At 60.9% G+C, this 25,055-nt stretch carries 21 protein-coding genes and 1 other RNA gene; 18 read left to right on the top strand and 4 right to left on the bottom strand.

Annotated elements, in window-relative coordinates:
- Window positions 1–45 precede the first annotated feature (45 nt).
- Both ACR52_RS10885 and ACR52_RS10880 read right to left on the bottom strand, forming a co-directional pair.
- Complete coding sequence (locus ACR52_RS10885; protein ID WP_048723872.1) at window positions 46–417, bottom strand: YraN family protein; 372 nt, start codon at window positions 415–417, stop codon at window positions 46–48.
- On the bottom strand, window positions 417–2,228 hold the full coding sequence (locus tag ACR52_RS10880) for a penicillin-binding protein activator (RefSeq protein ID WP_048723870.1): 1,812 nt from the start codon (window positions 2,226–2,228) through the stop codon (window positions 417–419). The genes ACR52_RS10885 and ACR52_RS10880 overlap by 1 nt, the downstream gene beginning before the upstream one ends.
- Window positions 2,229–2,436: 208 nt before the next feature.
- On the opposite strand from ACR52_RS10880, the gene rsmI reads away from it, so the two are divergent.
- From rsmI to lpxC, 18 genes are all read left to right on the top strand, one after another.
- Window positions 2,437–3,309 (top strand): 16S rRNA (cytidine(1402)-2'-O)-methyltransferase, encoded by an 873-nt coding sequence (gene rsmI, locus ACR52_RS10875; protein ID WP_048723868.1) that lies wholly within the window; start codon window positions 2,437–2,439, stop codon window positions 3,307–3,309.
- 96 nt (window positions 3,310–3,405) lie between these two features.
- Window positions 3,406–3,759: RNase P RNA component class A (gene rnpB / locus ACR52_RS28925), an RNA gene on the top strand.
- A gap of 355 nt (window positions 3,760–4,114) precedes the next feature.
- A complete protein-coding gene (gene mraZ, locus ACR52_RS10870; protein WP_003171868.1) occupies window positions 4,115–4,570 on the top strand; it encodes a division/cell wall cluster transcriptional repressor MraZ in 456 nt (151 codons plus the stop codon).
- Window positions 4,567–5,514, top strand: a complete 948-nt coding sequence (gene rsmH, locus ACR52_RS10865; protein ID WP_048723864.1) for a 16S rRNA (cytosine(1402)-N(4))-methyltransferase RsmH — start codon at window positions 4,567–4,569, stop codon at window positions 5,512–5,514. The genes mraZ and rsmH overlap by 4 nt, the downstream gene beginning before the upstream one ends.
- A complete protein-coding gene (gene ftsL / locus ACR52_RS10860; RefSeq protein WP_048723862.1) occupies window positions 5,511–5,804 on the top strand; it encodes a cell division protein FtsL in 294 nt (97 codons plus the stop codon). Before rsmH ends, ftsL begins: the two co-directional genes overlap by 4 nt.
- Window positions 5,804–7,546, top strand: a complete 1,743-nt coding sequence (locus tag ACR52_RS10855; RefSeq protein ID WP_173439235.1) for a peptidoglycan D,D-transpeptidase FtsI family protein — start codon at window positions 5,804–5,806, stop codon at window positions 7,544–7,546. The genes ftsL and ACR52_RS10855 overlap by 1 nt, the downstream gene beginning before the upstream one ends.
- The gene (locus ACR52_RS10850; RefSeq protein WP_048723859.1) at window positions 7,546–9,009 is read left to right on the top strand and encodes a UDP-N-acetylmuramoyl-L-alanyl-D-glutamate--2,6-diaminopimelate ligase; all 1,464 of its coding nucleotides are present in this window, start codon (window positions 7,546–7,548) and stop codon (window positions 9,007–9,009) included. Before ACR52_RS10855 ends, ACR52_RS10850 begins: the two co-directional genes overlap by 1 nt.
- Window positions 9,002–10,372 (top strand): UDP-N-acetylmuramoyl-tripeptide--D-alanyl-D-alanine ligase, encoded by a 1,371-nt coding sequence (locus tag ACR52_RS10845; RefSeq protein ID WP_048723857.1) that lies wholly within the window; start codon window positions 9,002–9,004, stop codon window positions 10,370–10,372. The genes ACR52_RS10850 and ACR52_RS10845 overlap by 8 nt, the downstream gene beginning before the upstream one ends.
- Window positions 10,372–11,454 (top strand): phospho-N-acetylmuramoyl-pentapeptide-transferase, encoded by a 1,083-nt coding sequence (mraY, locus tag ACR52_RS10840; RefSeq protein ID WP_048723854.1) that lies wholly within the window; start codon window positions 10,372–10,374, stop codon window positions 11,452–11,454. Before ACR52_RS10845 ends, mraY begins: the two co-directional genes overlap by 1 nt.
- A gap of 6 nt (window positions 11,455–11,460) precedes the next feature.
- Window positions 11,461–12,807, top strand: a complete 1,347-nt coding sequence (gene murD, locus ACR52_RS10835; protein ID WP_048723852.1) for a UDP-N-acetylmuramoyl-L-alanine--D-glutamate ligase — start codon at window positions 11,461–11,463, stop codon at window positions 12,805–12,807.
- On the top strand, window positions 12,804–14,027 hold the full coding sequence (gene ftsW, locus ACR52_RS10830) for a putative lipid II flippase FtsW (RefSeq protein WP_048723850.1): 1,224 nt from the start codon (window positions 12,804–12,806) through the stop codon (window positions 14,025–14,027). The genes murD and ftsW overlap by 4 nt, the downstream gene beginning before the upstream one ends.
- On the top strand, window positions 14,017–15,087 hold the full coding sequence (gene murG / locus ACR52_RS10825) for an undecaprenyldiphospho-muramoylpentapeptide beta-N-acetylglucosaminyltransferase (protein ID WP_048723849.1): 1,071 nt from the start codon (window positions 14,017–14,019) through the stop codon (window positions 15,085–15,087). Before ftsW ends, murG begins: the two co-directional genes overlap by 11 nt.
- Window positions 15,080–16,540 carry a UDP-N-acetylmuramate--L-alanine ligase gene (murC, locus tag ACR52_RS10820; RefSeq protein WP_048723847.1) on the top strand — a complete coding sequence of 487 codons (1,461 nt, stop codon included), beginning with the start codon at window positions 15,080–15,082 and terminating at the stop codon, window positions 16,538–16,540. The genes murG and murC overlap by 8 nt, the downstream gene beginning before the upstream one ends.
- Window positions 16,537–17,505 (top strand): D-alanine--D-alanine ligase, encoded by a 969-nt coding sequence (locus tag ACR52_RS10815; RefSeq protein ID WP_048723845.1) that lies wholly within the window; start codon window positions 16,537–16,539, stop codon window positions 17,503–17,505. The genes murC and ACR52_RS10815 overlap by 4 nt, the downstream gene beginning before the upstream one ends.
- A gap of 2 nt (window positions 17,506–17,507) precedes the next feature.
- Entirely contained in the window at window positions 17,508–18,377 is an 870-nt protein-coding gene (locus ACR52_RS10810; protein WP_048723843.1) for a cell division protein FtsQ/DivIB, read from the top strand.
- A 15-nt stretch (window positions 18,378–18,392) separates the two neighbouring features.
- Entirely contained in the window at window positions 18,393–19,655 is a 1,263-nt protein-coding gene (gene ftsA / locus ACR52_RS10805) for a cell division protein FtsA (protein WP_027604757.1), read from the top strand.
- A gap of 66 nt (window positions 19,656–19,721) precedes the next feature.
- The gene (gene ftsZ / locus ACR52_RS10800) at window positions 19,722–20,918 is read left to right on the top strand and encodes a cell division protein FtsZ (protein WP_048723841.1); all 1,197 of its coding nucleotides are present in this window, start codon (window positions 19,722–19,724) and stop codon (window positions 20,916–20,918) included.
- A 112-nt stretch (window positions 20,919–21,030) separates the two neighbouring features.
- The gene (gene lpxC / locus ACR52_RS10795) at window positions 21,031–21,942 is read left to right on the top strand and encodes a UDP-3-O-acyl-N-acetylglucosamine deacetylase (protein ID WP_003171886.1); all 912 of its coding nucleotides are present in this window, start codon (window positions 21,031–21,033) and stop codon (window positions 21,940–21,942) included.
- A 177-nt stretch (window positions 21,943–22,119) separates the two neighbouring features.
- Here lpxC and ACR52_RS10790 read toward each other — a convergent pair whose 3' ends face one another.
- Together ACR52_RS10790 and ACR52_RS10785 are read right to left on the bottom strand one after the other, a co-directional pair.
- Window positions 22,120–23,613 carry a sensor domain-containing diguanylate cyclase gene (locus ACR52_RS10790; protein WP_048723836.1) on the bottom strand — a complete coding sequence of 498 codons (1,494 nt, stop codon included), beginning with the start codon at window positions 23,611–23,613 and terminating at the stop codon, window positions 22,120–22,122.
- 86 nt (window positions 23,614–23,699) lie between these two features.
- Window positions 23,700–25,028, bottom strand: coding sequence for an OprD family porin (locus ACR52_RS10785; protein ID WP_048723835.1), 1,329 nt, complete (start codon window positions 25,026–25,028; stop codon window positions 23,700–23,702).
- Between the last annotated feature and the right edge of the window lie 27 nt (window positions 25,029–25,055).

The raw sequence follows: 25,055 nt of genomic DNA, 5'->3' as shown, positions 1-25,055 counted from the left end.
CCGCAAAGCAAAGAGCAAAAGTGTGTGGTGAAAATGTCCGGCGAATCAGCTGTCGAAGGCATCTTTGAGCCAGTTCAGATCAGCTTTTCCAGACGGTTTGCTTTCTATGGCAACCACATCGAAACGGCAGGGGGAATCAGCCCAGCGATGCTCCTTGAGCAGGAAAAACTGCGCGGCGAGTATCAGCTTCTGACGCTTGCGCCCGTCAATACTGGCGAGCGCGCCACCCCATTGTGCGTGTTTTCTGTAGCGGACTTCGACGAATACTACTGTATCGCCGTCAAGCATGACCAGATCAAGCTCGCCGCGTTTACACAACCAGTTCTGCGCCAGAAGGCGCAGACCCTGTTGCTGCAGGTATTTCAGAGCTTGAAGTTCGGCATCCTTGCCGCTTTGTGCGCTGGACCGCTCGGGCATCAGCGTGGGGTATCGGGCAGGCGCTGGACCTCGCCGCTGACGAACTTGGCCCATGGCAGCTGGCGATCAACGCGCTGATTGGGGCTGATGCCCAGGCTGCCGGAGAGGCCATCAACGCGTGTATCCGGCAGCGCCTTGAGCTGGCCCAGGCGTGGCGCCAGGCGGTAGGCGTCGACGCCCATCGCATACAGGCGGCCGAGGCTGCCATTGGCTTGTGGCCATTGTGCGGCAACCTGGTTGCGCAGTGGATCGGTGGTGTTGAGCAGCCAAGGGGTTTCGCAGAACATGACGTTGGTCATGTCCAGGTACTGGTTCTTGTCGCCGCTGGCGCTGAACACGTGGGACGTCGCATACACTGGCACATCACCGGCGTACTGGAAGTTCAGGGTTGGCTTGATCTGCTGGGCCAGTTGCGGGGTAACGGCCAGGAAGATGAACTCGATGTCCTGGCGACGCGAAGGTTGTGCGGCAACGTCGGTGCCCACGGTGCTTTGCAGGCTCTTGGCGCGGCCTTCACTTTTACGCAGCTGGAACAGATCGGCAATCTGCTGGGCGAGGGCAACCGGCTGATCGACGTACTCGACGCCCATAACGGTGCCGCCATTGGCTTCCCAATCCTGACGGAAAGCCTTGTAGACACGCTCACCCCATTCGCCACGCGGCACCATGGCGGCGGCGCGGTGCAGGCCGTCGGCTCGGGCGCGGCGCGAAACTTCGCGGGCTTCGTCCTCAGCGGCCAGGCCAAACTGGAACAGCTGTGCCGGGCTTTGATCGGTTTCGCTGTAGTTCAGCGCCAGGGTGGTAATCGGTAATTGCGCACGGGCGCTGAGCTGTTTGACCAGCGGCTTCTCCAGTGGGCCTACGACCAGTTGTACGCCGGCGGCCTGGGCCTTGGCGTAGAAGTCATCGATGGAGGTCAGGCGCGAGCTGTCGTAGAACTCGATGACCGGCGGCTTCTGTCCGGCTTGTTCAGCCTGGTAGTGCGCGGCCATGAAGCCTTCGCGCAGCGCCTTGGCGACGGAGGCCAGCGGGCCGTCCTGTGGCAGTAGCAGGGCAATCTTGTTCAGGGGCTGGCTGGCCAGCTCCTTGAGCTTGGTCAGCGGCGTTGGCAGTTGCACAGCCGCCGGGTGGCTCGGGTTCTGCGCGCGCCAGGCGTCGATTGCGGCTTGTTGTTGCTCCAGTGTGCCGGCGCCCTTGACCGCCTTGGCGAGTGTGATCCAGCCGTCCAGCGTCGTATTGCCACTGGCTTGCAGCTGTTCGGCCGGCAGTGCGGCAATCAATGCCCAGATGGCTTCGTGATTGCTGTTGGCGGCATCACCACTGAGCAGCGGCGCCATGGCGACACGCTCACGGGCGGCTGCCAGGGTCTGGCCATCAGCTTCATAAGCGCGGGCATGTACGGTGCCGGTGCGGATCTGCTGTTCTGGCGGCAGGTCCTTCAGGCTCTGCAGGCTTGGGTGGTTCAGGGCCGTCAACGCAGCCTTGGGCTGGTTGCGCGCCATGGCGAGTTCGGCAGCCAGGGTGCTGGCAAAGATTTGCGCCGCCGGCTTGAGGACATCCAGGGGCACCTGCGCAAGAATCTGCGACGAACGGCCCGGGTTGTTCTGGTGGTAGGCCATGTCAGCCGCACTCAGGCGCAGCAATGCGGCCTTTTCTGGCGTTTTGGCGGTGGTGGCCTGTTCGAGCAGTTGCTCGATACTGGCGTCCGGGGTCCGTGGGAGGTCGCCAAGGCTGGACGAGGGCGAGCTGGCACACGCGGCCAACAAGGCGGCGAGGCAGAGGGCGGAGAGCAGCCGCAGGCAAGCGATCATGTAAGTGTTCCTGATACCGATCAAATTAGCGTGGAATTGTACCCAAGCACTGGCCCAGGCGCGATGTTACTGGCGTGAAACCGTCAATTTAGGTCGTGCAAATGTTGCGGGTGACCCTGAGCGGCAGAAAAGGCATCCGCCTTGATGGCATATTTTCAAGGCGCCTGCGGCTACAATGTAGCTTTTGCCAACTATCGAGGTGTGCGCTTTGACTGCTCCAGGTCCTTTGAATTCCACTGCAGGCTCGCTTTTTGTCGTGGCGACGCCCATTGGCAACCTGGACGACATCAGTGCCCGGGCGCTGAAAGTGCTGCGCGACGTTAAATTGATAGCGGCTGAAGATACTCGGCACTCCCAGCGTTTGATGCAGCACTTTGGTATCAGCACGCCATTGGCCGCGTGCCACGAGCACAACGAGCGCGAAGAAGGCAGCCGTTTTATCACGCGCCTGTTGGCGGGTGATGACGTGGCGCTGATCTCCGATGCTGGTACCCCGTTGATCTCTGATCCTGGCTACCACTTGGTCCGCCAGGCGCGTGCCGCTGGTATCAATGTAGTGCCTGTTCCGGGAGCGTGCGCGCTGATTGCTGCATTGTCGGCGGCGGGCCTGCCGTCGGACCGCTTTATTTTCGAGGGTTTCCTGCCAGCCAAGGCGGTAGGGCGCCGCGCGCGGCTGCAAGCTGTAAAGGAAGAACCCCGCACTTTGATCTTCTATGAGGCCCCTCATCGCATCCTGGAGTGCTTGCAGGACATGGAGCTGGTATTTGGTGGCGAGCGCCTGGCGCTGCTGGCGCGGGAGATCACCAAGACCTTCGAAACCCTCAAGGGCCTGCCCCTGGAAGAGCTGCGCGCATTTGTAGAGGGCGACAGCAATCAGCAGCGCGGCGAATGCGTAGTGCTGGTGGCAGGGTGGACGGCGCCAGAGGCTGAAGACGCGGTCGGCAGCGAGGCCATGCGTATTCTGGATCTGCTGCTCAAGGAGATGCCACTCAAGCGCGCAGCAGCGCTGGCAGCTGAAATTACCGGGTTGCGTAAGAACGTGCTGTATCAAGTCGCGCTGGATAAACAGAAAGCCGAATAGTTCCGGGGTTAAACCGGTATTCCGTCTGAACGTGATGGCAATGCAGCGCTTTTAATACTTGTCCTCAGCCCGCCGTGCCGTTAACCTTCGCGGCGGAGAGTCGATTGGACAGTCGCTGCCCTCTATGAAAATTAGGGGGGGGAGGAAAGTCCGGGCTCCATAGGGCGAAGTGCCAGGTAATGCCTGGGAGGCGTGAGCCTACGGAAAGTGCCACAGAAAATAACCGCCTAAGCACTTCGGTGCCGGTAAGGGTGAAAAGGTGCGGTAAGAGCGCACCGCACGACTGGCAACAGTTCGTGGCTAGGTAAACCCCACTTGGAGCAAGACCAAATAGGGTCCCAAGGCGTGGCCCGCGCTGGGACCGGGTAGGTTGCTAAAGATGTCCAGTGATGGCCATCGTAGACGAATGACTGTTCAAGACAGAACCCGGCTTATAGATCGACTCTCCACCTTTTTTCCTTCTGTCCGAATCTCGGGCAGAAACCCGGTAGTAACGCAAGAATCCCTTCCTGCCGAATCATTGGCAGATGCATCTTCGTAATACCAAAAAAATCTTACTCTTAATAAATCACTTTAAGTTTGAGCCATAGCTCTTTGAGCTATTTGTGCTTGTTGGGTCAAAAATACCGCCGAACTCGTGTTTCTCCTCCCTTTGCGCTCCTAAATCTCCGTTCTGTAAGGCTTTTCCTTTAATCCGCGCCTTGACGGTGTGGTGGGCGCATTCCTATAGTGTGCGCAAGTGGCGGAAAGTGGCACAAAGTGGGTTTTTTGAACGTAAAACGCTAAAATTTGGAGAAACGCATCTGTGTTTCGCGGAGCTAACGCTATAAGTCTCGATGCAAAAGGCCGTCTCGCCATGCCGAGCCGGTATCGTGACGAGCTCATTTCGCGAAGTTCCGGACAGTTAATCATCACCATTGATGCCGTTGACCCTTGTTTATGCGTTTACCCCCTCGATGAGTGGGAGTTGATCGAAACCAAGTTGCGCGCCCTGCCTTCGTTGCGTGAAGAAAACCGCCGCCTGCAGCGTTTGCTGATTGGTAATGCTGTCGACCTCGAACTCGATGGCAGTGGTCGTTTCCTCGTGCCGCCGCGTCTGCGCGAGTACGCCAAGCTGGACAAGCGCGCAATGCTGGTCGGCCAACTGAACAAGTTCCAATTGTGGGACGAAGATGCCTGGGATGCTGTTTCTGCAGCTGACCTGGCTGCTATTCAACAACCGGGCGCTATGCCTGATGAACTGCGTGATTTGATCCTGTGACTATTGATAGCGGCTTTAACCACATCACCGTACTGCTTGACGAAGCCGTTGAGGCTCTCGCCGTACGCGCGGATGGCTGCTATTTGGATGGCACCTTCGGCAGGGGCGGGCACAGTCGGTTGATACTCAGTCAGCTCGGTTCCGACGGCAAACTCCTCGGGTTCGACAAAGATCCCCAAGCGATTGCCACCGGGCAAGCGCTAGCGGCCGAAGACGGCCGCTTTGTCGTTGTGCAGCGCAGCTTTGCCGAGCTGGGTGCCGAAGTGGCCGAGCGCGGCATGGCGGGCAAGGTGGCCGGGGTTTTGCTCGACCTGGGCGTTTCTTCGCCACAGCTGGATGACCCTGAGCGTGGTTTCAGTTTCATGAACGACGGCCCCCTCGACATGCGCATGGATCCCACCCGAGGCATCAGCGCAGCCCAGTTCATCGCCACCGCGCCCCATGAAGAAATCACCCGTGTCTTCAAGGAATACGGCGAAGAACGCTTCGCCGGCCGCATGGCCCGTGCCGTGGTCGAGCGCCGCGAAATCCAGCCGTTCGAGCGCACTGCCGACCTTGCTGAGGTGCTGAAAGTCGCCAACCCTGCGTGGGAAAAAGGCAAGAACCCGGCCACCCGTGCGTTCCAGGGCCTGCGTATTCACGTCAACAACGAACTGGGCGATCTTGAAGCCGGCCTCGAAGCCGCGCTGGAAGCCCTGGAAGTGGGCGGTCGCCTGGTGGTGATCAGCTTCCACTCCCTGGAAGATCGGATCGTCAAACTGTTCATGCGTCGCCTGGTCAAGGGCGAGTCCGACAACCTGCCGCGCAACCTGCCGGTGCGTTTCGAAGCCTTTGTGCCGAAAATCAAAATTCATGGCAAACCGCAGTTCGCTTCCGAAGCTGAACTCAAGGCCAACCCACGTTCCCGTAGCGCCGTCATGCGCGTCGCGGAGAAGCTGCGGTGAGCAAGCTTTTCGCCAAGCCCCTGCCGGGCGGCAGCTTCTTTATGTTGCTGCTGTTTGTCGGCGTACTGGTGTCCGCGATTGCGGTGTCTTACAGCGCCCACTTCAACCGTCAGTTGCTCAACACCCTGTACGGGGAGTTGAGCGTGCGTGACAAGGCGCAAGCGGAGTGGGGCCGGCTGATTCTGGAGCAAAGCACCTGGACGGCGCATAGCCGCATCGAAGTGCTGGCCACCGAACAGCTGAAGATGCATATTCCCGGCGCAGCCGAAGTTCGCATGGTGGCGCCATGATGAAACTCGAAGGCGCGCTCTACCCATGGCGTTTCCGCCTGATGATCGGCTTACTGGCAGTGATGGTGGGCGCGATCGTCTGGCGGATTATTGACCTGCAAGTGGTTGACCGTGACTTCCTGATCGGCCAGGGCGATGCCCGCAGCCTGCGTCATATCCCGATTCCTGCGCACCGCGGCCTGATCACCGACCGTAACGGCGAGCCGCTGGCCGTCAGTACGCCGGTGACCACCCTGTGGGCCAACGCCAAGGAGTTGCAGGTTGCCAAGGACAAATGGCCGGAACTCGCCGCCGCCCTGGGGCAGGATCCGAAAGCCTTGTCCGAACGCCTGGAAGCCCAGGCCAATAAAGAATTCATCTACCTGGTGCGCGGCCTGACTCCCGAGCAGGGCCAGCAGGTGCTCGACCTTAAAATCCCCGGTGTCTACGGCATCGAGGAATTCCGTCGTTTCTACCCGGCCGGCGAAACCACCGCACATATGGTTGGCTTTACCGACATCGACGACCATGGCCGCGAAGGTGTGGAGCTGGCCTACGATGAATGGCTGGCCGGGGTTCCCGGCAAGCGACAGGTCATCAAGGATCGGCGCGGCAGACTGATCAAGGATGTCCAGGTCACCAAAAACGCCAAGGCCGGTAAGCCCTTGGCGTTGTCGATTGACCTGCGCCTGCAATACCTGGCCAACCGCGAACTGCGCAACGCGATCATCGAGAACGGCGCCAAGGCCGGCAGCCTGGTGATCATGGACGTGAAGACCGGTGAGATCCTCGCCATGGTCAACCAGCCGACCTACAACCCGAACAACCGTCGCAACCTGCAGCCGGCGATGATGCGCAACCGCGCAATGATCGACGTGTTCGAACCGGGTTCGACCATGAAAGCCATCTCCATGAGTGCCGCCCTGGAAACCGGACGCTGGAAGCCCAGCGACAAGGTCGACGTGTACCCAGGCACCCTGCAGTTGGGCAAATACACCATTCGTGACGTGTCCCGCACCGAAGGTCCGGTGCTGGATCTGACAGGTATCCTGATCAACTCCAGTAACGTGGGCATGAGTAAGGTTGCCTTCGATATCGGCGGCGAAACCATCTACCACCTGGCGCAAAAAATCGGCCTGGGCCAACCCACCGGTCTGGATTTTCCGGGCGAGCGTGTGGGTAACCTGCCGAACTACCGCGACTGGAAAAAAGCCGAGACCGCGACGCTTTCCTATGGTTACGGCCTGTCGGTGACCGCGATCCAATTGGCCCACGCGTTCTCCGTGCTGGCCAACAACGGGCGCATGGTGCCGCTGAGCCTGATCCACGTCGACGAAGCACCGAAAGCGACCCAGGTGCTTCCGGAAAACGTCGCCAAGACCATGCAAGGCATGTTGCAACAAGTGATCGAAGCGCCACGCGGCGTATTCCGTGCCCAGGTGCCGGCGTATCACGTGGCAGGCAAGTCCGGTACCGCACGTAAAACTTCGGTGGGCACCAAGGGCTACGCCGAGAACTCGTACCGCTCGCTGTTCGCCGGCTTCGGCCCGATGAGCGACCCGCGTTACGCGATCGTCGTAGTGATTGATGAGCCGAGCAAAGCCGGTTACTTCGGTGGCCTGGTTTCGGCGCCCGTGTTCAGCAAAGTGATGTCCGGCACCCTGCGCCTGATGAACATCACGCCGGACAACCTGCCGCCGACCCAACAAGCGAACGCCGGACCACCGGCCGCTGCTGTAAAAGCCAATGGAGGGCGCGGCTGATGTCTCTTAGCCTGAACAAGATTTTTGCCCATGCCGGTCGCGATCTGCTGATCCGCGAGTTGAGCCTGGACAGCCGTAATGTGCGCGCCGGTGACCTGTTCCTGGCAGTGCCGGGCGGCAAGTACGATGGCCGTGCGCACATTGCCGATGCCTTGCAACGTGGTGCCGCTGCTGTCGCGTATGAAGTGGACGGCGCCACCGTGCTACCGATCACTGACGTGCCGTTGATTCCCGTCAAAGGCCTGGCCGCACAGCTTTCGGACATCGCGGGGCGCTTCTATGGCGACCCGAGCCGTCACCTGAACCTGATTGGCGTTACCGGCACCAATGGCAAGACCAGCGTGACGCAATTGGTTGCCCAGGCCCTGGACCTGCTCGGCCAGCACTGCGGCATTGTCGGCACCCTGGGTACCGGCTTCTATGGCGCGCTGCAAAGCGGCCTGCACACCACACCGAATCCTATCGTCGTGCAAGCGACCCTGGCTGACCTGAAAAAAGCCGGTGCCAAGGCGGTTGCCATGGAAGTCTCGTCCCACGGCCTGGACCAGGGTCGCGTGACTGCCCTGGCGTTTGACGTGGCGGTGATGACCAACCTGTCCCGAGATCACCTCGACTACCACGGCACCATGGAAGCGTACGCCGCTGCCAAGGCCAAGCTGTTTGCCTGGAATGACCTGAAGTGCCGGGTGGTGAACCTGGACGACGCTTTCGGCCGACAACTGGCGGCCCAGGACAGCGAAGCGCGTTTGATCAGCTACAGCCTGGAAGACTCCAGTGCGTACCTGTATTGCCGCGAAGCCCAATTTAATGACGAAGGCGTGCGCGCCACGTTGGTGACGCCTCAGGGCGAACATCATTTGCGCAGCACGCTGCTCGGTCGTTTCAACCTGAGCAATGTGCTGGCCGCTGTCGGTGCGTTGCTTGGCCTGGATTACGCCCTCGATGAAATCCTGCGTGTGCTGCCGAAGCTGGAAGGCCCGGTCGGTCGCATGCAACGTCTCGGCGGCGGTACGCAGCCGCTGGTAGTGGTCGATTACGCTCACACCCCGGATGCGCTGGAAAAAGTCCTGTTGGCCCTGCGCCCGCACGCCAAGGGCAAGTTGCTGTGCCTGTTCGGCTGCGGCGGTGATCGCGATCGCGGCAAGCGTCCGTTGATGGCCGAAATCGTCGAGCGCCTGGCGGATGGCGTGCTCGTCACCGACGACAACCCGCGCAGCGAAATGCCGAGCCAGATTTTCGACGACATTCGTGCCGGCTTCAAAGATGCGTCCAAGGTTACCTTCGTCGCCGGTCGTGGCGCGGCCATTGCCCAATTGATCGCCAGCGCCAGCGCTGATGACGTTGTGGTGCTGGCCGGCAAAGGCCACGAGGACTACCAGGAAATCAACGGCGAACGCCACGCGTTCTCCGACTTGGTCGAGGCTGATCACGCCTTGACCACCTGGGAGGTCGCCCATGCTTAAAGCGATGACCTTCAGTGAACTGTCCCAGGCCCTGTCGGCCCGTGTGCTGTCGAGCGATTGCAGCTTTGACGGCGTGAGTATCGACAGCCGCGCGATCAAGCCGGGGCAATTGTTTGTCGCCTTGGCGGGCCCGCGTTTTGACGGCCACGACTACCTGAATGAAGTCGCCGCCAAAGGCGCCGTCGGCGCCCTGGTGCAACGCGCAGTGGCTGACGCTACCTTGCCGCAATTGCTGGTCGCCGACACCCGTTTGGCCTTGGGGCAACTCGGTGCGCTGAACCGTGCCGCTTTCAACAAGCCGGTTGCAGCCATCACCGGCTCCAGCGGCAAAACCACGGTCAAGGAATTGCTCGCCGGTGTCCTGCGCACGCGCGGTCCCGTGCTGGCGACCCGTGGCAACCTGAATAATGATTTCGGCGCACCGCTGACCCTGCTCGAACTGGCCCCGGAACACACGGCGGCTGTCATCGAACTGGGTGCTTCGCGCGTCGGCGAAATCGCCTACACCGTGGCGCTGACCAAGCCCCACGTTGCGATCATCAACAACGCCGGTACCGCCCATGTTGGCGAGTTCGGCGGCCCGGAAAAAATCGTCGAAGCCAAGGGCGAAATCCTTGAAGGCCTCGATGCCTCGGGCACCGCTGTATTGAATCTTGATGACAAGGCCTTCGAGACCTGGCGTGTACGCGCCGCCGGTCGCAAGGTCCTGACGTTTGCCGTGCTGAATGCGGCGGCCGATTTCCACGCATCCGACATCACCGTCGACGCCCGTGGTTGCCCGTCCTTCACCTTGCACACCCCGCAGGGTAGCGAGCATGTGCAGTTGAACTTGCTGGGTAACCATAACGTCGCCAACGCCCTGGCCGCGGCCGCTGCTGCACAAGCCCTGGGCGTATCGTTGTTCGGTATCGCCACCGGCCTGGGCGCAGTGCAACCCGTTAAAGGCCGCACCGTTGCGCAACTGGCTACCAACGGCATGCGTGTGATCGACGACACCTACAACGCCAACCAGTCCTCGGTCTGCGCCGCCATTGATCTGCTCAAAGGCTTCGACGGTCGCAAGGTGCTGGTGCTGGGCGATATCGCCGAACTGGGCGACTGGGCCGAACAGTCCCATCGCGAAGTCGGCGCCTACGCCAGCGGCAAAGTCGACGCCCTCTACGCTGTTGGCGCGAACATGGCCCACGCCGTCAACGCCTTCGGCCCCGGTGCGCGGCATTTCGCGACCCAGGCTGAGCTGATCCAGGCACTGGGCGCGGTTGAACAAGACAAACACACAACCATTTTGATCAAGGGATCGCGCAGCGCGGTGATGGAAAACGTCGTCGCGGCCTTGTGTGGCTCAAGTACGGAGAAACATTAATGCTGCTGCTGCTGGCTGAGTATCTGCAACAGTTCCACAAAGGCTTCGCGGTCTTTCAGTACCTGACCCTGCGCGGGATTCTGGGCGTGCTGACCGCGCTGTCTCTGTCACTGTTCTTGGGGCCGTGGATGATCCGCACCCTGCAGAACCTGCAAATTGGTCAATCGGTTCGCAATGACGGCCCGCAGTCGCACCTGGCCAAATCCGGCACTCCGACCATGGGCGGCGCGCTGATCCTGTCGTCCATCGGCATCAGCACCTTGCTCTGGGCTGACCTGCATAACCGCTATGTCTGGGTAGTGCTGCTGGTGACCCTGCTGTTCGGTGCTATCGGCTGGGTGGATGACTACCGCAAAGTGATCGAGAAAAACTCCAAGGGGCTGCCTAGCCGCTGGAAGTATTTCTGGCAGTCGGTGTTCGGCCTGGGCGCAGCGATTTTCCTCTACACCACCGCCCCGAGTGCGGTGGAAACCACCTTGATCATCCCGATGCTCAAGGACGTGAGCATTCCGTTGGGTGTCGGCTTCGTGGTGCTGACCTACTTCGTGATTGTCGGTTCGAGCAACGCGGTGAACCTGACCGATGGCCTCGATGGCCTGGCGATCATGCCGACGGTGATGGTGGGCGGCGCGCTTGGCATCTTCTGCTACCTGTCGGGTAACGTGAAATTCGCTGAATACCTGCTGATCCCTTATGTGCCGGGCGCGGGTGAGCTGATCGTGTTCTGCGGCGCGCTGATCGGTGCCGGCCTGGGTTTCCTGTGGTTCAACACCTATCCCGCACAAGTCTTCATGGGCGACGTTGGCGCGTTGGCGCTGGGCGCAGCCCTGGGCACCATCGCAGTGATCGTTCGCCAGGAAATCGTGCTGTTCATCATGGGCGGTGTGTTCGTGATGGAAACCCTGTCGGTGGTCATCCAGGTGGCTTCCTTCAAATTGACCGGGCGCCGCGTATTCCGCATGGCGCCGATTCACCACCACTTTGAACTCAAGGGCTGGCCCGAGCCACGCGTGATTGTCCGTTTCTGGATCATCACCGTGATTCTGGTACTGGTTGGCCTTGCCACCCTGAAACTGAGGTAGAAACGAGTGTCCCTGATCGCTTCAGACCACTTCCGCATCGTTGTCGGCCTCGGCAAGAGCGGCATGTCCCTGGTTCGCTTCCTGGCGAACCGGGGCACGTCGTTTGCCGTGGCCGATACGCGGGAAAATCCACCGGAGCTGGTCACGCTGCGCCGTGACTACCCGCACGTGGAAGTGCGTTGTGGCGAGTTGGATGTCGAGTTTCTGTGCCGTGCCGATGAGCTCTACGTGAGCCCCGGCCTGGCCCTGGCGACACCCGCCCTGCAAGCCGCAGCGGCGCGTGGCGTGAAGCTGTCCGGGGATATCGACCTGTTCGCGCGTAACGCCAAGGCGCCGATCGTGGCCATCAGCGGTTCCAACGCGAAAAGCACCGTGACCACCCTGGTCGGCGAGATGGCGGTTGCGGCTGGCAAGCGCGTCGCGGTAGGCGGCAATCTCGGTACGCCGGCGCTGGATTTGCTCAGCGACGACGTCGAGCTTTACGTGATGGAGCTGTCGAGCTTCCAGCTGGAAACCACCCACGACCTGGGTGCCGAAGTGGCCACCGTATTGAACGTCAGCGAAGACCACATGGACCGCTACAGTGGCCTGCCGGCTTACCACCTTGCCAAGCACCGGATCTTCCGGGGCGCGAAGCAAGTGGTGGTTAACCGCCAGGATGCCCTGAGCCGTCCGCTGATGGGCGAGGGCCTGCCGTGCTGGACCTTCGGCCTGGGCAAACCTGATTTCAAAGCTTTCGGTATTCGTGAAGAAAATGGCGAGAAATACCTGGCCTTCGAATTCCAGAACCTGATGCCGGTGCGCGAACTGAAAATCCGTGGCGCGCATAACCAGTCCAACGCCCTGGCGGCCTTGGCGCTGGGGCATGCCGTCGGCTTGCCGTTCGACGCCATGCTCTCGAGCCTGCGCACCTTCGGCGGCCTTGAGCATCGCTGCCAGTGGGTACGCGACCTCAATGGCGTCAGCTATTACAACGATTCCAAAGCCACCAACGTCGGTGCCGCATTGGCCGCCATCGAAGGCCTCGGTGCCGATATCGATGGCAAGCTGGTGCTGATCGCCGGTGGTGATGGCAAGGGTGCCGATTTCAAAGACCTTAAAGGTCCGGTAGCCGCGCATTGCCGCGCTGTTGTGCTGATGGGCCGCGACTCCGATCTGATCGCCGCGGCCCTGGGCGACGGCGTGCCGCAAGTACGCGCCACCTCACTGGACGACGCTATCGCCCACTGCAAAGCCCTGGCCCAGCCTGGCGATGCGGTGTTGCTGTCGCCAGCGTGCGCCAGTTTCGACATGTTCAAGAACTACGAAGAGCGCGGCCAGTTGTTCGCCCGCGCCGTGGAGGACTTGGCATGAGCATCGACTTCAGAAACATCATCAAGCCGTACCCGTCGCCGATCATAACCGGGCGCGGTATCGACCTCGATTTCCCAATGCTTGCCGGTTGCCTGGCACTGCTGGGCCTGGGCCTGGTGATGATCACCTCGGCGTCGTCCGAAGTGGCCGCCGTGCAATCGGGCAACACCCTGTACATGATGATTCGTCACCTGGTTTACCTGGTGATCGGCCTCGGCGCGTGCATCGTGACCATGATGATCCCGATCGCCACCTGGCAACGTCTGGGTTGGCTGATGCTGATCGGTGCGTTCGGCTTGCTGATCATGGTGATCCTGCCGGGCATCGGCCGCGAGGTGAACGGTTCGATGCGCTGGATCGGCTTCGGTGCATTCAACGTGCAGCCGTCGGAGATCGCCAAGGTGTTCGTGGTGATCTACCTCGCCGGCTACCTGGTGCGTCGTCAGAAAGAAGTGCGCGAAAGCTGGATGGGCTTTTTCAAGCCGTTCATCGTACTGCTGCCCATGGCCGGTCTGTTGCTGATGGAGCCCGACTTCGGTGCCACCGTCGTGATGATGGGCGCTGCGGCGGCGATGCTGTTCCTCGGCGGCGTGGGCCTGTTTCGCTTCACCTTGATGGTGGTGCTGGCAGTGGCTGCGGTGACTGTGTTGGTGCAGGCGCAACCCTACCGGATGGCCCGTCTGATTACCTTCACCGACCCGTGGTCCGACCAGTTCGGCTCCGGCTACCAGTTGACCCAAGCGTTGATCGCCTTCGGTCGCGGCGAGTGGCTGGGCGTGGGCCTGGGCAACAGCGTGCAGAAGCAGTTCTACCTGCCGGAAGCGCACACCGACTTCGTGTTCTCGGTACTCGCCGAAGAGCTCGGCGTGGTTGGTTCGCTGTGCACCGTCGCGCTGTTCGTGTTCGTGTGTGTACGCGGCATGTACATCGGCTTGTGGGCCGAGCGGGCCAAACAGTATTTCGCCGCGTACGTGGCGTACGGCTTGTCGTTCCTGTGGATCGGCCAGTTCCTGATCAACATCGGGGTGAACGTCGGCCTGCTGCCGACCAAGGGCCTGACCTTACCGTTCCTCAGTTACGGCGGCAGTTCGTTGGTGATTTGCTGCGCCTGTCTCGGTTTGTTACTGCGCATCGAGTGGGAGAGTCGAACCCACCTGGGCAGCGAAGAGATGGAGTTCAGCGAAAGCGACTTCGCCGAGGAGCCTCCCCATGGGCGCTAACGTGCTGATCATGGCGGGCGGCACCGGGGGCCACGTGTTCCCGGCCCTGGCCTGCGCGCGTGAATTCCAGAACCGTGGCTACACCGTGCACTGGCTGGGTACGCCGCGCGGTATCGAAAACGATCTGGTACCGAATGCTGGCTTGCCGCTGCATTTGATCAACGTCACCGGCCTGCGCGGCAAGGGCAAGTTGTCCCTGCTCAAGGCGCCGTTTGTGTTGCTCAAGGCAGTGTGGCAAGCCCGTAAAGTTATTCGTGAACTGAAGCCTGTGTGTGTGCTCGGTTTTGGCGGTTATGTGACTGGGCCTGGTGGTGTCGCCGCCAAGCTCGCGGGCGTGCCGGTGATCGTGCACGAGCAGAACGCCGTCGCCGGGACCGCCAACCGCCTGCTGGTGCCCTTGGCCGCTCGGGTGTGTGAAGCGTTCCCCAATACCTTCAGTGCATCGGATAAACGTCGCACCACCGGCAACCCGGTGCGCACCGAACTGTTTATGGACATCGCGCGTCAGGCATTGGCCGGGCGCAAGGCGCACTTGCTGATCCTGGGTGGAAGCCTGGGCGCCGAGCCGCTGAACAAATTGCTGCCGGAAGCGGTGGCGCAACTCCCTGTGGAATTGCGCCCGGAGATCTTCCACCAGGCCGGCAAGAATCACGATGAAATGACCGCAGCCCGCTATCGCGAGGCCGGGGTCGAGGCGAACGTACAGCCCTTCATCAAAGACATGGCCCATGCCTATGGCTGGGCCGACCTGGTGGTCTGCCGCGCGGGTGCGCTGACCGTCAGTGAACTGGCCGCCGCCGGTCTGCCGTCCTTGCTGGTGCCTTTGCCCCACGCGATCGACGATCACCAGACCCGCAACGCCGAATATTTGGCCGGGGAGGGCGCTGCCTTCCTGCTGCCGCAAAGAACGACTGGCGCCGCCGATTTGGCCGCACGCCTGACCGAGGTTTTGATGCAACCGGAACGACTCAACAGCATGGCGAGCACCGCAAGCCGCCTGGCCAAACCTGACGCAACCCGCACCGTGGTCGATATCTGCCTGGAGGTGGCCCATGGTTGAGAATCAGAAAGCCATGCCGCAACCCGAGATGCGCCGCATCCGTCGTATCCATTTCGTCGGTATCGGCGGCGTGGGTATGTGCGGCATTGCCGAAGTGCTGCTGAACCTGGGCTACCAGGTGTCCGGCTCTGACTTGAAAGAGTCGCCGGTCACTGACCGCCTGAAGTCTTTTGGCGCACAGATCTTTATCGGCCACCGTGCCGAGAACGCTGCTGAAGCCGACGTGCTGGTGGTGTCCAGCGCCGTGAACACCTCCAATCCGGAAGTGGCCACCGCGCTTGAGCGGCGTATTCCCGTAGTGCCTCGCGCCGAGATGCTGGCCGAGCTGATGCGCTATCGCCACGGCATCGCCGTCGCCGGTACACACGGCAAGACCACCACCACCAGCCTGATCGCCTCGGTGTTCGCCGCTGGCGGCCTGGACCCGACCTTCGTGATCGGTGGCCGCCTGAATGCAGCCGGTACCAACGCCCAGCTCGGCACCAGCCGCTACCTGATCGCCGAAGCCGATGAAAGTGACGCCAGCTTCCTGCATCTGCAGCCACTGGTTGCTGTGGTCACCAACATCGACGAAGACCACATGGCGACCTACGACGGTGACTTCAACAAGTTGAAGAAAACCTTCGTCGAGTTCCTGCACAACCTGCCGTTCTACGGTTTGGCCGTGGTGTGCCTGGACGACCCGGTCGTGCGCGAGATCCTGCCGCTGGTCAAGCGTCCGACCGTGACCTACGGCTTCAGCGAAGACGCCGACGTGCGCGCGATCAATGTACGTCAGGAAGGCATGCAGACCTTCTTCACCGTGCTGCGCCCCGACCGCGAGCCGCTGGACGTCTCGGTGAACATGCCGGGCAACCACAACGTGCTCAACTCCCTGGCAACCATTTGCATCGCCTCCGATGAAGGCGTCAGCGATGAAGCCATCGTTGAAGGCCTGTCGCGTTTTGCCGGTGTGGGCCGTCGCTTCCAGGTCTACGGCCAGTTGCCGGTAGAAGGTGGTGAGGTAATGCTGGTGGACGACTACGGTCACCACCCGACCGAAGTCGCTGCCGTGATCAAGGCCGTGCGCGGTGGCTGGCCGGAGCGCCGTCTGGTGATGGTCTACCAGCCGCACCGCTACAGCCGTACCCGCGACCTGTACGACGATTTCGTTAATGTATTGGCCGATGCCAACGTACTGCTGCTGATGGAAGTCTACCCGGCCGGTGAAGAACCGATCCCGGGCGCCGACAGCCGCAAGCTGTGCAACAGCATCCGTCAGCGTGGCCAGTTGGACCCGATCTACATCGAACGGGGTGTGGACCTGGCGCCGATCGTCAAGCCGCTGCTGCGCGCCGGTGACATCCTGCTGTGCCAGGGTGCCGGTGATATCGGCGGCCTTGCCCCTAAATTGCTGGCGAGTCCCTTGTTCGTAAAGAAAGAGCTTGCCGCTGCACAGGGGAAGTCGAAATGACCACTGACTACGGCTCCCTGTTCTCTACTATCCAGCCCGCTGACTTCGGTCGCGTGGCCGTGCTGTTCGGCGGCAAGAGCGCCGAACGCGAAGTGTCGCTCAAGTCTGGCAATGCCGTGCTCGAAGCACTGCAAAGCGCCGGCGTGAACGCGTTCGGTATCGACGTGGGCGATGACTTCCTCGCCCGTCTGCTGGCCGAGAAGATCGACCGCGCCTTCATCATTCTTCACGGCCGTGGCGGTGAAGACGGCAGCATGCAGGGCTTGTTGGAATGCGCAGGGATTCCCTACACCGGCAGCGGCATCCTTGCCTCGGCACTGGCCATGGACAAGCTGCGCACCAAGCAGGTTTGGCACAGCCTGGGGATTCCAACCCCACGTCACAGCGTTCTGTGCAGCGAAGACGATTGTATTTCTGCGGCCAAGGAACTGGGCCTGCCTTTGATCGTCAAACCAGCCCATGAAGGCTCCAGTATCGGCATGGCCAAAGTGAACTCGGCCGCTGAATTGATCGACGCATGGAAAGCGGCAAGTACCTACGATTCGCAAGTGTTGGTGGAACAGTGGATCCAGGGTCCCGAGTACACCATCGCCACCCTGCGTGGCCAGGTATTGCCGCCTATCGCATTGGGCACCCCCCACACCTTTTACGACTACGACGCCAAGTACGTGGCCTCCGATACCCAGTACCGGATCCCGTGTGGCCTTGACGCAACCAAGGAACAGGAATTGATGGACCTCACGGCGAAAGCCTGTGAGGCGCTGGGTATCGCCGGTTGGGCGCGGGCAGACGTGATGCAGGATGACCAAGGGGATTTCTGGTTCCTTGAAGTCAACACCGCACCGGGCATGACCGATCACAGCCTGGTACCTATGGCCGCTCGCGCAGCGGGCCTGGATTTCCAGCAACTGGTGCTGGCGATCCTTGCCGCAAGTACTGCCGGTGAAGAAAGGGAACGAGGCTAAGCATGAAAGGCGCATCGCTTCGTCATCAGCCCCCACAAGCACCCGGCCGCAAGCCGGTGCCACGGGGCGCCAGTCGAATGGTGGCTAAAGAGCCGATGTCGGCGCGCCTGCCGAAAGCCAATTTTGGTTTTCTCAAGGCCTTGTTCTGGCCGGTGCTGTTGGTGGTGTTGGGCTTCGGCACGTATGAAGGTGCACAGCGTCTGCTGCCGTATGCCGACCGCCCGATCACCAAGATCAGCGTGCAGGGCGACTTGAGCTACATCAGCCAGCAAGCGGTACAGCAGCGCATCGGTCCGTTCCTGGCCGCGAGTTTCTTCACCATCGACCTGGCCGGTATGCGCCGGGAGCTGGAGCAGATGCCGTGGATCGCCCACGCCGAAGTCCGCCGCGTATGGCCGGACCAGGTGACGATCCGCCTGGAAGAACAACTGCCCGTGGCCCGTTGGGGCGACGAAGCGCTGTTGAACAACCAGGGCCAGGCGTTCACCCCGCGTGAGCTGGCCAACTATGAGCACCTGCCGCAGCTGTTTGGGCCGCAGCGGGCGCAACAGCAAGTGATGCAGCAGTACCAGGCCTTGAGCCAGATGCTGCGGCCACTGGGCTTCTCCATTGCACGCCTGGAATTGCGTGAGCGGGGCAGCTGGTTTTTGACGACCGGGGCAGGCAGTTCCGGCCCGGGCATTGAGTTGTTGCTGGGACGCGACCGCTTGGTGGAAAAGATGCGCCGTTTCATTGCCATCTATGACAAGACCTTGAAAGAACAGATTACGAACATTGCGAGCGTCGACCTGCGTTACGCCAACGGCCTTGCCGTCGGCTGGCGTGAACCGGCTGCGCCCACGGCAGCGCAACCCGCTGTCGCGAAGAATTAAGAAGAGGCAGGACCCATGGCAAACGTGCAAAGCGGCAAAATGATCGTCGGTCTCGATATCGGCACCTCCAAGGTGGTGGCGCTGGTGGGCGAGGTCGGGGAAGACGGCACGATCGAAATCGTCGGTATTGGCACGCATCCGTCCCGGGGCCTGAAGAAGGGCGTGGTGGTGAATATCGAGTCCACCGTGCAATCGATCCAGCGCGCTATCGAAGAAGCGCAGCTGATGGCCGGTTGCCGGATTCACTCGGCGTTCGTCGGCGTGGCCGGCAACCATATCCGCAGCCTGAACTCCCACGGCATCGTGGCGATCCGTGACCGCGAAGTCAGCGCGGCTGACCTTGAGCGCGTCCTCGACGCCGCCCAGGCCGTGGCGATCCCGGCTGACCAGCGCGTGCTGCACACCTTGCCGCAGGACTACGTGATCGATAACCAGGAAGGCGTTCGCGAGCCCCTGGGCATGTCGGGCGTACGTCTGGAAGCCAAGGTCCACGTGGTGACCTGCGCCGTCAACGCCGCACAGAACATTGAGAAATGCGTGCGCCGCTGCGGCCTGGAAATCGACGACATCATTCTTGAGCAGCTTGCTTCTGCGTATTCGGTACTGACCGACGACGAAAAAGAGCTGGGCGTGTGCCTGGTGGACATCGGCGGCGGCACCACCGACATCGCGATCTTCACCGAGGGTGCGATCCGTCACACCGCTGTGATCCCGATTGCCGGCGACCAGGTCACCAACGACATCGCGATGGCGCTGCGTACACCGACCCAGTACGCCGAAGAAATCAAGATCCGCTACGCCTGCGCCCTGGCCAAACTGGCCGGTGCCGGTGAAACCATCAAGGTGCCAAGCGTGGGCGACCGTCCACCGCGCGAACTGTCGCGCCAGGCCCTGGCCGAAGTGGTCGAGCCGCGCTACGACGAACTGTTCACCCTGATCCAGGCTGAACTGCGCCGCAGTGGCTACGAAGATTTGATCCCGGCAGGCATCGTGCTGACCGGTGGCACCTCGAAGATGGAAGGCGCGGTCGAACTGGCCGAGGAAATCTTCCACATGCCGGTCCGCCTGGGCGTGCCCCATGGCGTGAAAGGCCTGGGTGATGTGGTGCGCAACCCGATTTATTCCACCGGTGTGGGCTTGCTGTTGTACGGGCTGCAAAAGCAGACCGACGGCATTTCCCTGTCGGGCCCAAGCAACCGTGACAGCTACCGCAGCGACGACGAAGCCAAAGCGCCGTTGTTCGAGCGTCTGCAGGCTTGGGTAAAAGGCAATTTCTAAAGATTTACCGCAACACCGCAGTAAGCAGTAGGCGAAAAAACTAGAGAAAACGAAAGGAGAGGGAACATGTTCGAACTCGTAGACAACATCCCCGCAAGCCCGGTCATCAAAGTGATCGGTGTCGGCGGTGGCGGCGGCAACGCTGTCAACCATATGGTCAAGAGCAACATTGAAGGCGTTGAATTCATCTGCGCCAACACTGATGCCCAGGCGCTGAAAAGCATCGGCGCGCGGACCATCCTGCAATTGGGCACAGCCGTGACCAAGGGCCTCGGCGCTGGCGCCAATCCGGAAGTCGGCCGTCAAGCCGCCCTGGAAGACCGCGAGCGTATTGCTGAAGTGCTGCAAGGCACCAACATGGTGTTTATCACCACCGGCATGGGCGGCGGTACCGGTACCGGTGCAGCACCAATCATTGCCGAAGTGGCCAAGGAAATGGGTATTCTGACGGTTGCTGTCGTGACCCGTCCGTTCCCGTTCGAAGGTCGCAAGCGCATGCAGATCGCCGACGAAGGCATCCGTCTGCTGTCGGAAAGCGTCGACTCGTTGATCACCATCCCCAACGAGAAGCTGCTGACCATCCTGGGCAAGGACGCGAGCCTGCTGTCCGCATTTGCCAAGGCTGACGATGTACTGGCCGGTGCCGTTCGCGGTATCTCCGACATCATCAAGCGTCCGGGCATGATCAACGTCGACTTTGCCGACGTACGCACCGTGATGAGCGAAATGGGCATGGCAATGATGGGCACTGGCTGCGCCAGCGGTCCTAACCGTGCACGTGAAGCCACCGAAGCGGCCATCCGCAACCCATTGCTGGAAGACGTGAACCTGCAAGGCGCACGCGGCATCCTGGTGAACATCACCGCCGGTCCTGACCTGTCCCTGGGTGAGTACTCCGACGTGGGTAGCATCATCGAAGCCTTCGCTTCCGAGCACGCGATGGTCAAAGTCGGTACTGTTATCGATCCGGACATGCGCGACGAACTGCACGTGACCGTGGTTGCTACCGGCCTGGGCGCAAAAATCGAGAAGCCTGTAAAGGTCATCGACAATACCGTTCACACCGGCCACAACAGCCAATCGGCTGCCGCTCCAGCGCCTTCGCGCCAGGAACTGCCGTCGGTGAACTACCGTGACCTGGACCGTCCGACCGTGATGCGCAACCAGGCTCAGGCCGGTGCTGCGGCGTCCCGTAGCCCGAATCCGCAAGATGATCTGGACTACCTGGACATCCCGGCATTCCTGCGTCGTCAGGCCGATTAATGGAATGTATCAGGGCTATGAAGGTGATTGGTGTTCAGCAAAGGTCTGGTCTGCTATTATCGCCAGCCTTTGTTGATACCAGTTCGCAATTTGCGCTGAAGCGGTCCAAGCCATGATTAAACAACGCACCCTGAAGAATATTATTCGTGCCACAGGTGTAGGTCTGCACTCCGGGGAGAAGGTATACCTGACCCTCAAACCTGCACCTGTCGACACCGGCATTGTGTTTGTTCGTGCCGACCTGGACCCTGTGGTGCAGATTCCTGCTCGCGCGGAAAACGTTGGCGAAACCACTATGTCGACCACACTGGTCAACGGTGACGTCAAAGTGGACACGGTGGAGCACTTGCTCTCGGCCATGGCCGGCCTGGGCATCGATAACGCCTACGTCGAGCTCTCCGCGTCCGAAGTCCCTATCATGGATGGCAGCGCTGGACCCTTCGTATTCTTGATTCAATCTGCCGGCCTGGAAGAACAGGACGCAGCCAAGAAGTTCATACGCATTCTGCGGGAAGTGACAGTAGAAGACGGCGACAAGCGCGCCACCTTCGTCCCGTTCGAAGGCTTTAAAGTGAGCTTTGAGATCGATTTCGATCACCCGGTATTCCGTGACCGCACCCAAAGTGCAAGCGTGGATTTTTCCAGCACTTCGTTCGTAAAAGAAGTCAGCCGCGCCCGTACGTTTGGTTTCATGAGTGACATCGAGTACCTGCGCAAGCACAACCTCGCACTCGGCGGCAGCGTTGAAAACGCCATTGTGGTCGACGCGGATGGTGTACTGAACGAAGACGGCCTTCGCTATGAAGACGAATTCGTGAAGCACAAGATCCTCGATGCAATCGGTGACCTCTACCTGCTGGGCAATAGCCTGATAGGCGAGTTCAAAGGCTTCAAGTCGGGCCACGCCCTTAACAACCAGCTGCTGCGCAAGTTGATTGAGCAGACAGACGCTTGGGAAGTTGTGACCTTCGAAGATGCCAGCACCGCACCGATCTCTTACATGCGTCCCGTTGCGGCGGTGTAAGTAACACTCTCTTTCTTTAGTTTTGAAAGGCTGCCTTCGGGTGGCCTTTTTTTATACCTGTCGTTCCCACTCGGAGTGTCGATCGTTCCCACGCTGTGCGTGGGAATGCTGCCAGGGACGCTCCGCGTCCCACCCGGCCGCGCAAGACTCAAGTCCTGCGATCATCTCATTCACAATTCAAAGAGTCGCAGCATCAACGATGCGGTTGCGCCCCGTGTGCTTGGCCTCATACAACGCCTGATCAGCACTCAGCAGCAAGTCCTCCAACGCCATGCGGCTGCGCTTGTCCCAGGTGTTCATGCCGATGCTAACGGTGATTGGCCGCTCATCCCCTGCCACCCGTGGCAAATGCTCGACGCCGCTGCGGATATGCTCGGCGATCACCGCTGCGCCCTTGGCATCGGTATCCGGTAACACCACTGCAAACTCTTCCCCGCCATAACGGGCGGCCAGGTCGGCCGGGCGACGGATATTGCTGCCGATCACCTGCGCCACGTTGCGCAATGCTTCGTCGCCGCCCTGATGGCCATGGCGGTCGTTGAAGGCCTTGAAGTGATCCACATCGATCATCAGCAGCGTCAATGGTTCGGTCGAGCGTTGGGCACGGTCCCATTCCAGGCGCAGGCGTTGGTCCAGGATGCGTCGGTTGGCCAGGCCGGTGAGGGCATCGGTGGCTGCCAGTTCTGACAGTATGCGTTCAGCGCGAAAGCGCCGTCGCAGTTCCCGGCGCAGCATCCAGGTCAGCCACAGCAGGCCAATGCAAAGCACGCCCGTGGCGCCACCTGTGAGCTGCGCCGCGCGTTTCCAGGGGGCGAATACATCCTCACTGGACAACGCCACCACCACAATCAGCGGCAGCGACCCGACATTCGTGAAGGTATACAGGCGCTCCTTGCCGCTGATGGCTGAGATGGCTTGAAAGCTGCCGCTGCCTTCGCGCAGCATCCGCTTGAAGTTGGGACGCTCACTCAGGTCCTTATCGATCATGTCGCGCTCCATCAGCGGCTGCTGGGCCAGGAGAATGCCTTGGTTGTTCAGCAGGTTGATCGAGCTGCCATTGCCGATGGTCAGGCTGTTGAACAACTGATCGAAGTACGCCAGGCGCATGGTTGCCACCGCAACCCCGGCGAACTCGCCGTTGGGCCCGGTGACACGCCGACTGAAAGCCATGCGCCACACTTGCTCACAGTCACAGTGGATTTTGAACGGGCGGCTGATGAACAGCGCGGGCTGCCCAGCCTTGATATGCGCCTGGAAATAGTCACGGTTGGAGAAATTGCGCGCTGTGGGCTGCAGCGTCGAAGAGTCAGCGATCACGTCGCCTTCGGCGTCCAACAGCAAGACCTCGCCCTTGAAAGGCGCTGCCGTAGACTGGTCAAACTGCACCAAATGCTGGATGTCTGCGGACACCTGGGACAAATCCTGGCGCTGCTTGGCCGCGATAAGGCCCTGCAGGGCAAGGTCATAGAGCTCGACGTTACGCAGCACATCGGCATTGATCAGCTGCGTGATATTGGTCGTGGAGCGCTTTGCGGCCTGCAAGGTGCTGGCGTGTTCGCGAATCAGCAGTGCCGCGACGATGATGACAATGAGGGCGACAGTGAGGCCACTGCCCAGAATCAGTAGAAGCTCCGGGCGTGCAGGGATGTTCTTAGGGCGTCGTGAACTCATCAGGCTGACTTCATCGGTGGCGATGCTGGCAGTTTAGTTCTATGCACTCAAAATTGAACTGTCGACGAGAAAGAAAAGGTCTGCGATCAGAACACGTTGATCGGATAGTCCACGATCACCCGGTATTCATCCACGTCCCGGTCCACCGCCGAGTAGCCATTGCTGCCCCGGTTGGTCGCCCATTGCAGGCGCACCGCCAGGTCCTTGGCCTTGCCACCTTGCACCACGTACTTCAGGTCGATATCCCGTTCCCAGTGCTTGGCATTCTTGCCGTCGGCGCTGTACCAGGCGCTGTAGCCACGGCTTTGCGGGTCGACCTTGGTCAGGTCGGTCTTGCCGCTGATGTACGACACCGCCGAGGTCAGGCCGGGCATGCCGAGGCCTGCGAAGTCGTAGGCGTACTTGAGCTTCCACGAGCGTTCGTTGGGGCCGTTGAAGTCCGAGTATTGCTGGGAGTTATCCAGGTACACGCTGTCGCCCTGGGCGATGTAGTCGAACGGCGTATTGCCGTTGACCCGCTGGTACGCGGCGGTGACGCTGTGGTTGCCCACGCCCACGGTGAAATGCAGGCTGTAGGTGTTGTTGTCGATATCCCCCAGCAACGACTGCCCGGTGTCCTGGGTGTGGTAGTAATGCAGGCCCGGGTTGAGGCTGACCAAGTAGTTGAGCGCGTAGGTGTAGTCCAGGTCGTAGTAGTACTGGTGCCACACGTCCTTGAGTTCGGAGGCGTACAGGTTGCTGGTCAGCCCCGGGATGCCGCTGAACGAAACACCGGCCCAGTCCATGTGCTGGCTGTCGGTATTGCTCGGCAAGGCGCCGTAGCTGGTGCCGATGCGTCGGTGGCCGCTCTGGTTGTAGAGCTTGGTGAAACTGGCCTGGCCGCCTTCGAGCATCCAGCCTTCAAAACTGTGGTTGGTCAGGCTCACGCCACGAAAGGTCTGCGGCAGCATGCGTGTCATGCCGCCGGCGATTACCGGGTTGTTGAGGAACAGGTCGCCGGCTTTCAGCTCAGTGTCGAAGGCGCGCATCTTCAAGGTGCCGCCTGCAGTAGAAAACGATCCCGGTGCTTTGCCGCTGCCTTCGCTATTGCCGTAGGGAAGGATGCTGGAACCGTCGGTCCCGCCACCGCCGTCGAGCTTTAGGCCGAGCATGGCGTGGGCGTCCAGGCCGAAACCGACTGTGCCCTGGGTGTAACCGGATTCGAAGGTGCCGAGAAAACCCTGGCCCCATTCCTTGCTGTCATCGGTGTGGATGTCGCGACGGTCGCGGTTCATGTAGTAATTGCGGGTGTTGATGTTGAGGTGGGAACCTTCGACGAAGCCGTCGGCGGGGGTGGAGTCTGCCGCGTGGGCAATAGGGGCGATCGTTGCTGCAATCGCGAGGAATAGCGGGGTGAACGTCAGCGAGTTCTTCACCGGTGGAGCTCCTTTGGTCTATCGAAA

Source organism: Pseudomonas fildesensis, from assembly GCF_001050345.1.
Taxonomy (GTDB): Bacteria; Pseudomonadota; Gammaproteobacteria; order Pseudomonadales; family Pseudomonadaceae; genus Aquipseudomonas; species Aquipseudomonas fildesensis.
This window is presented reverse-complemented; position numbering and strand designations above follow the sequence as displayed.

What these genes read in the sequence shown, in the direction of transcription:
- ftsW (WP_048723850.1), top strand. Translation starts at nt 12,804, where the DNA reads ATGAGCATCGACTTCAGAAACATCATCAAGCCGTACCCGTCGCCGATC.
- ACR52_RS10855 (WP_173439235.1), top strand. Translation starts at nt 5,804, where the DNA reads ATGAAACTCGAAGGCGCGCTCTACCCATGGCGTTTCCGCCTGATGATC.
- ACR52_RS10790 (WP_048723836.1), bottom strand. Translation starts at nt 23,613, where the DNA reads ATGAGTTCACGACGCCCTAAGAACATCCCTGCACGCCCGGAGCTTCTA.
- murG (WP_048723849.1), top strand. Translation starts at nt 14,017, where the DNA reads ATGGGCGCTAACGTGCTGATCATGGCGGGCGGCACCGGGGGCCACGTG.
- ACR52_RS10810 (WP_048723843.1), top strand. Translation starts at nt 17,508, where the DNA reads ATGAAAGGCGCATCGCTTCGTCATCAGCCCCCACAAGCACCCGGCCGC.
- ACR52_RS10850 (WP_048723859.1), top strand. Translation starts at nt 7,546, where the DNA reads ATGTCTCTTAGCCTGAACAAGATTTTTGCCCATGCCGGTCGCGATCTG.
- lpxC (WP_003171886.1), top strand. Translation starts at nt 21,031, where the DNA reads ATGATTAAACAACGCACCCTGAAGAATATTATTCGTGCCACAGGTGTA.
- ftsZ (WP_048723841.1), top strand. Translation starts at nt 19,722, where the DNA reads ATGTTCGAACTCGTAGACAACATCCCCGCAAGCCCGGTCATCAAAGTG.
- murC (WP_048723847.1), top strand. Translation starts at nt 15,080, where the DNA reads ATGGTTGAGAATCAGAAAGCCATGCCGCAACCCGAGATGCGCCGCATC.
- ACR52_RS10885 (WP_048723872.1), bottom strand. Translation starts at nt 417, where the DNA reads ATGCCCGAGCGGTCCAGCGCACAAAGCGGCAAGGATGCCGAACTTCAA.
- ACR52_RS10815 (WP_048723845.1), top strand. Translation starts at nt 16,537, where the DNA reads ATGACCACTGACTACGGCTCCCTGTTCTCTACTATCCAGCCCGCTGAC.
- ftsA (WP_027604757.1), top strand. Translation starts at nt 18,393, where the DNA reads ATGGCAAACGTGCAAAGCGGCAAAATGATCGTCGGTCTCGATATCGGC.
- ACR52_RS10880 (WP_048723870.1), bottom strand. Translation starts at nt 2,228, where the DNA reads ATGATCGCTTGCCTGCGGCTGCTCTCCGCCCTCTGCCTCGCCGCCTTG.
- mraY (WP_048723854.1), top strand. Translation starts at nt 10,372, where the DNA reads ATGCTGCTGCTGCTGGCTGAGTATCTGCAACAGTTCCACAAAGGCTTC.
- ACR52_RS10845 (WP_048723857.1), top strand. Translation starts at nt 9,002, where the DNA reads ATGCTTAAAGCGATGACCTTCAGTGAACTGTCCCAGGCCCTGTCGGCC.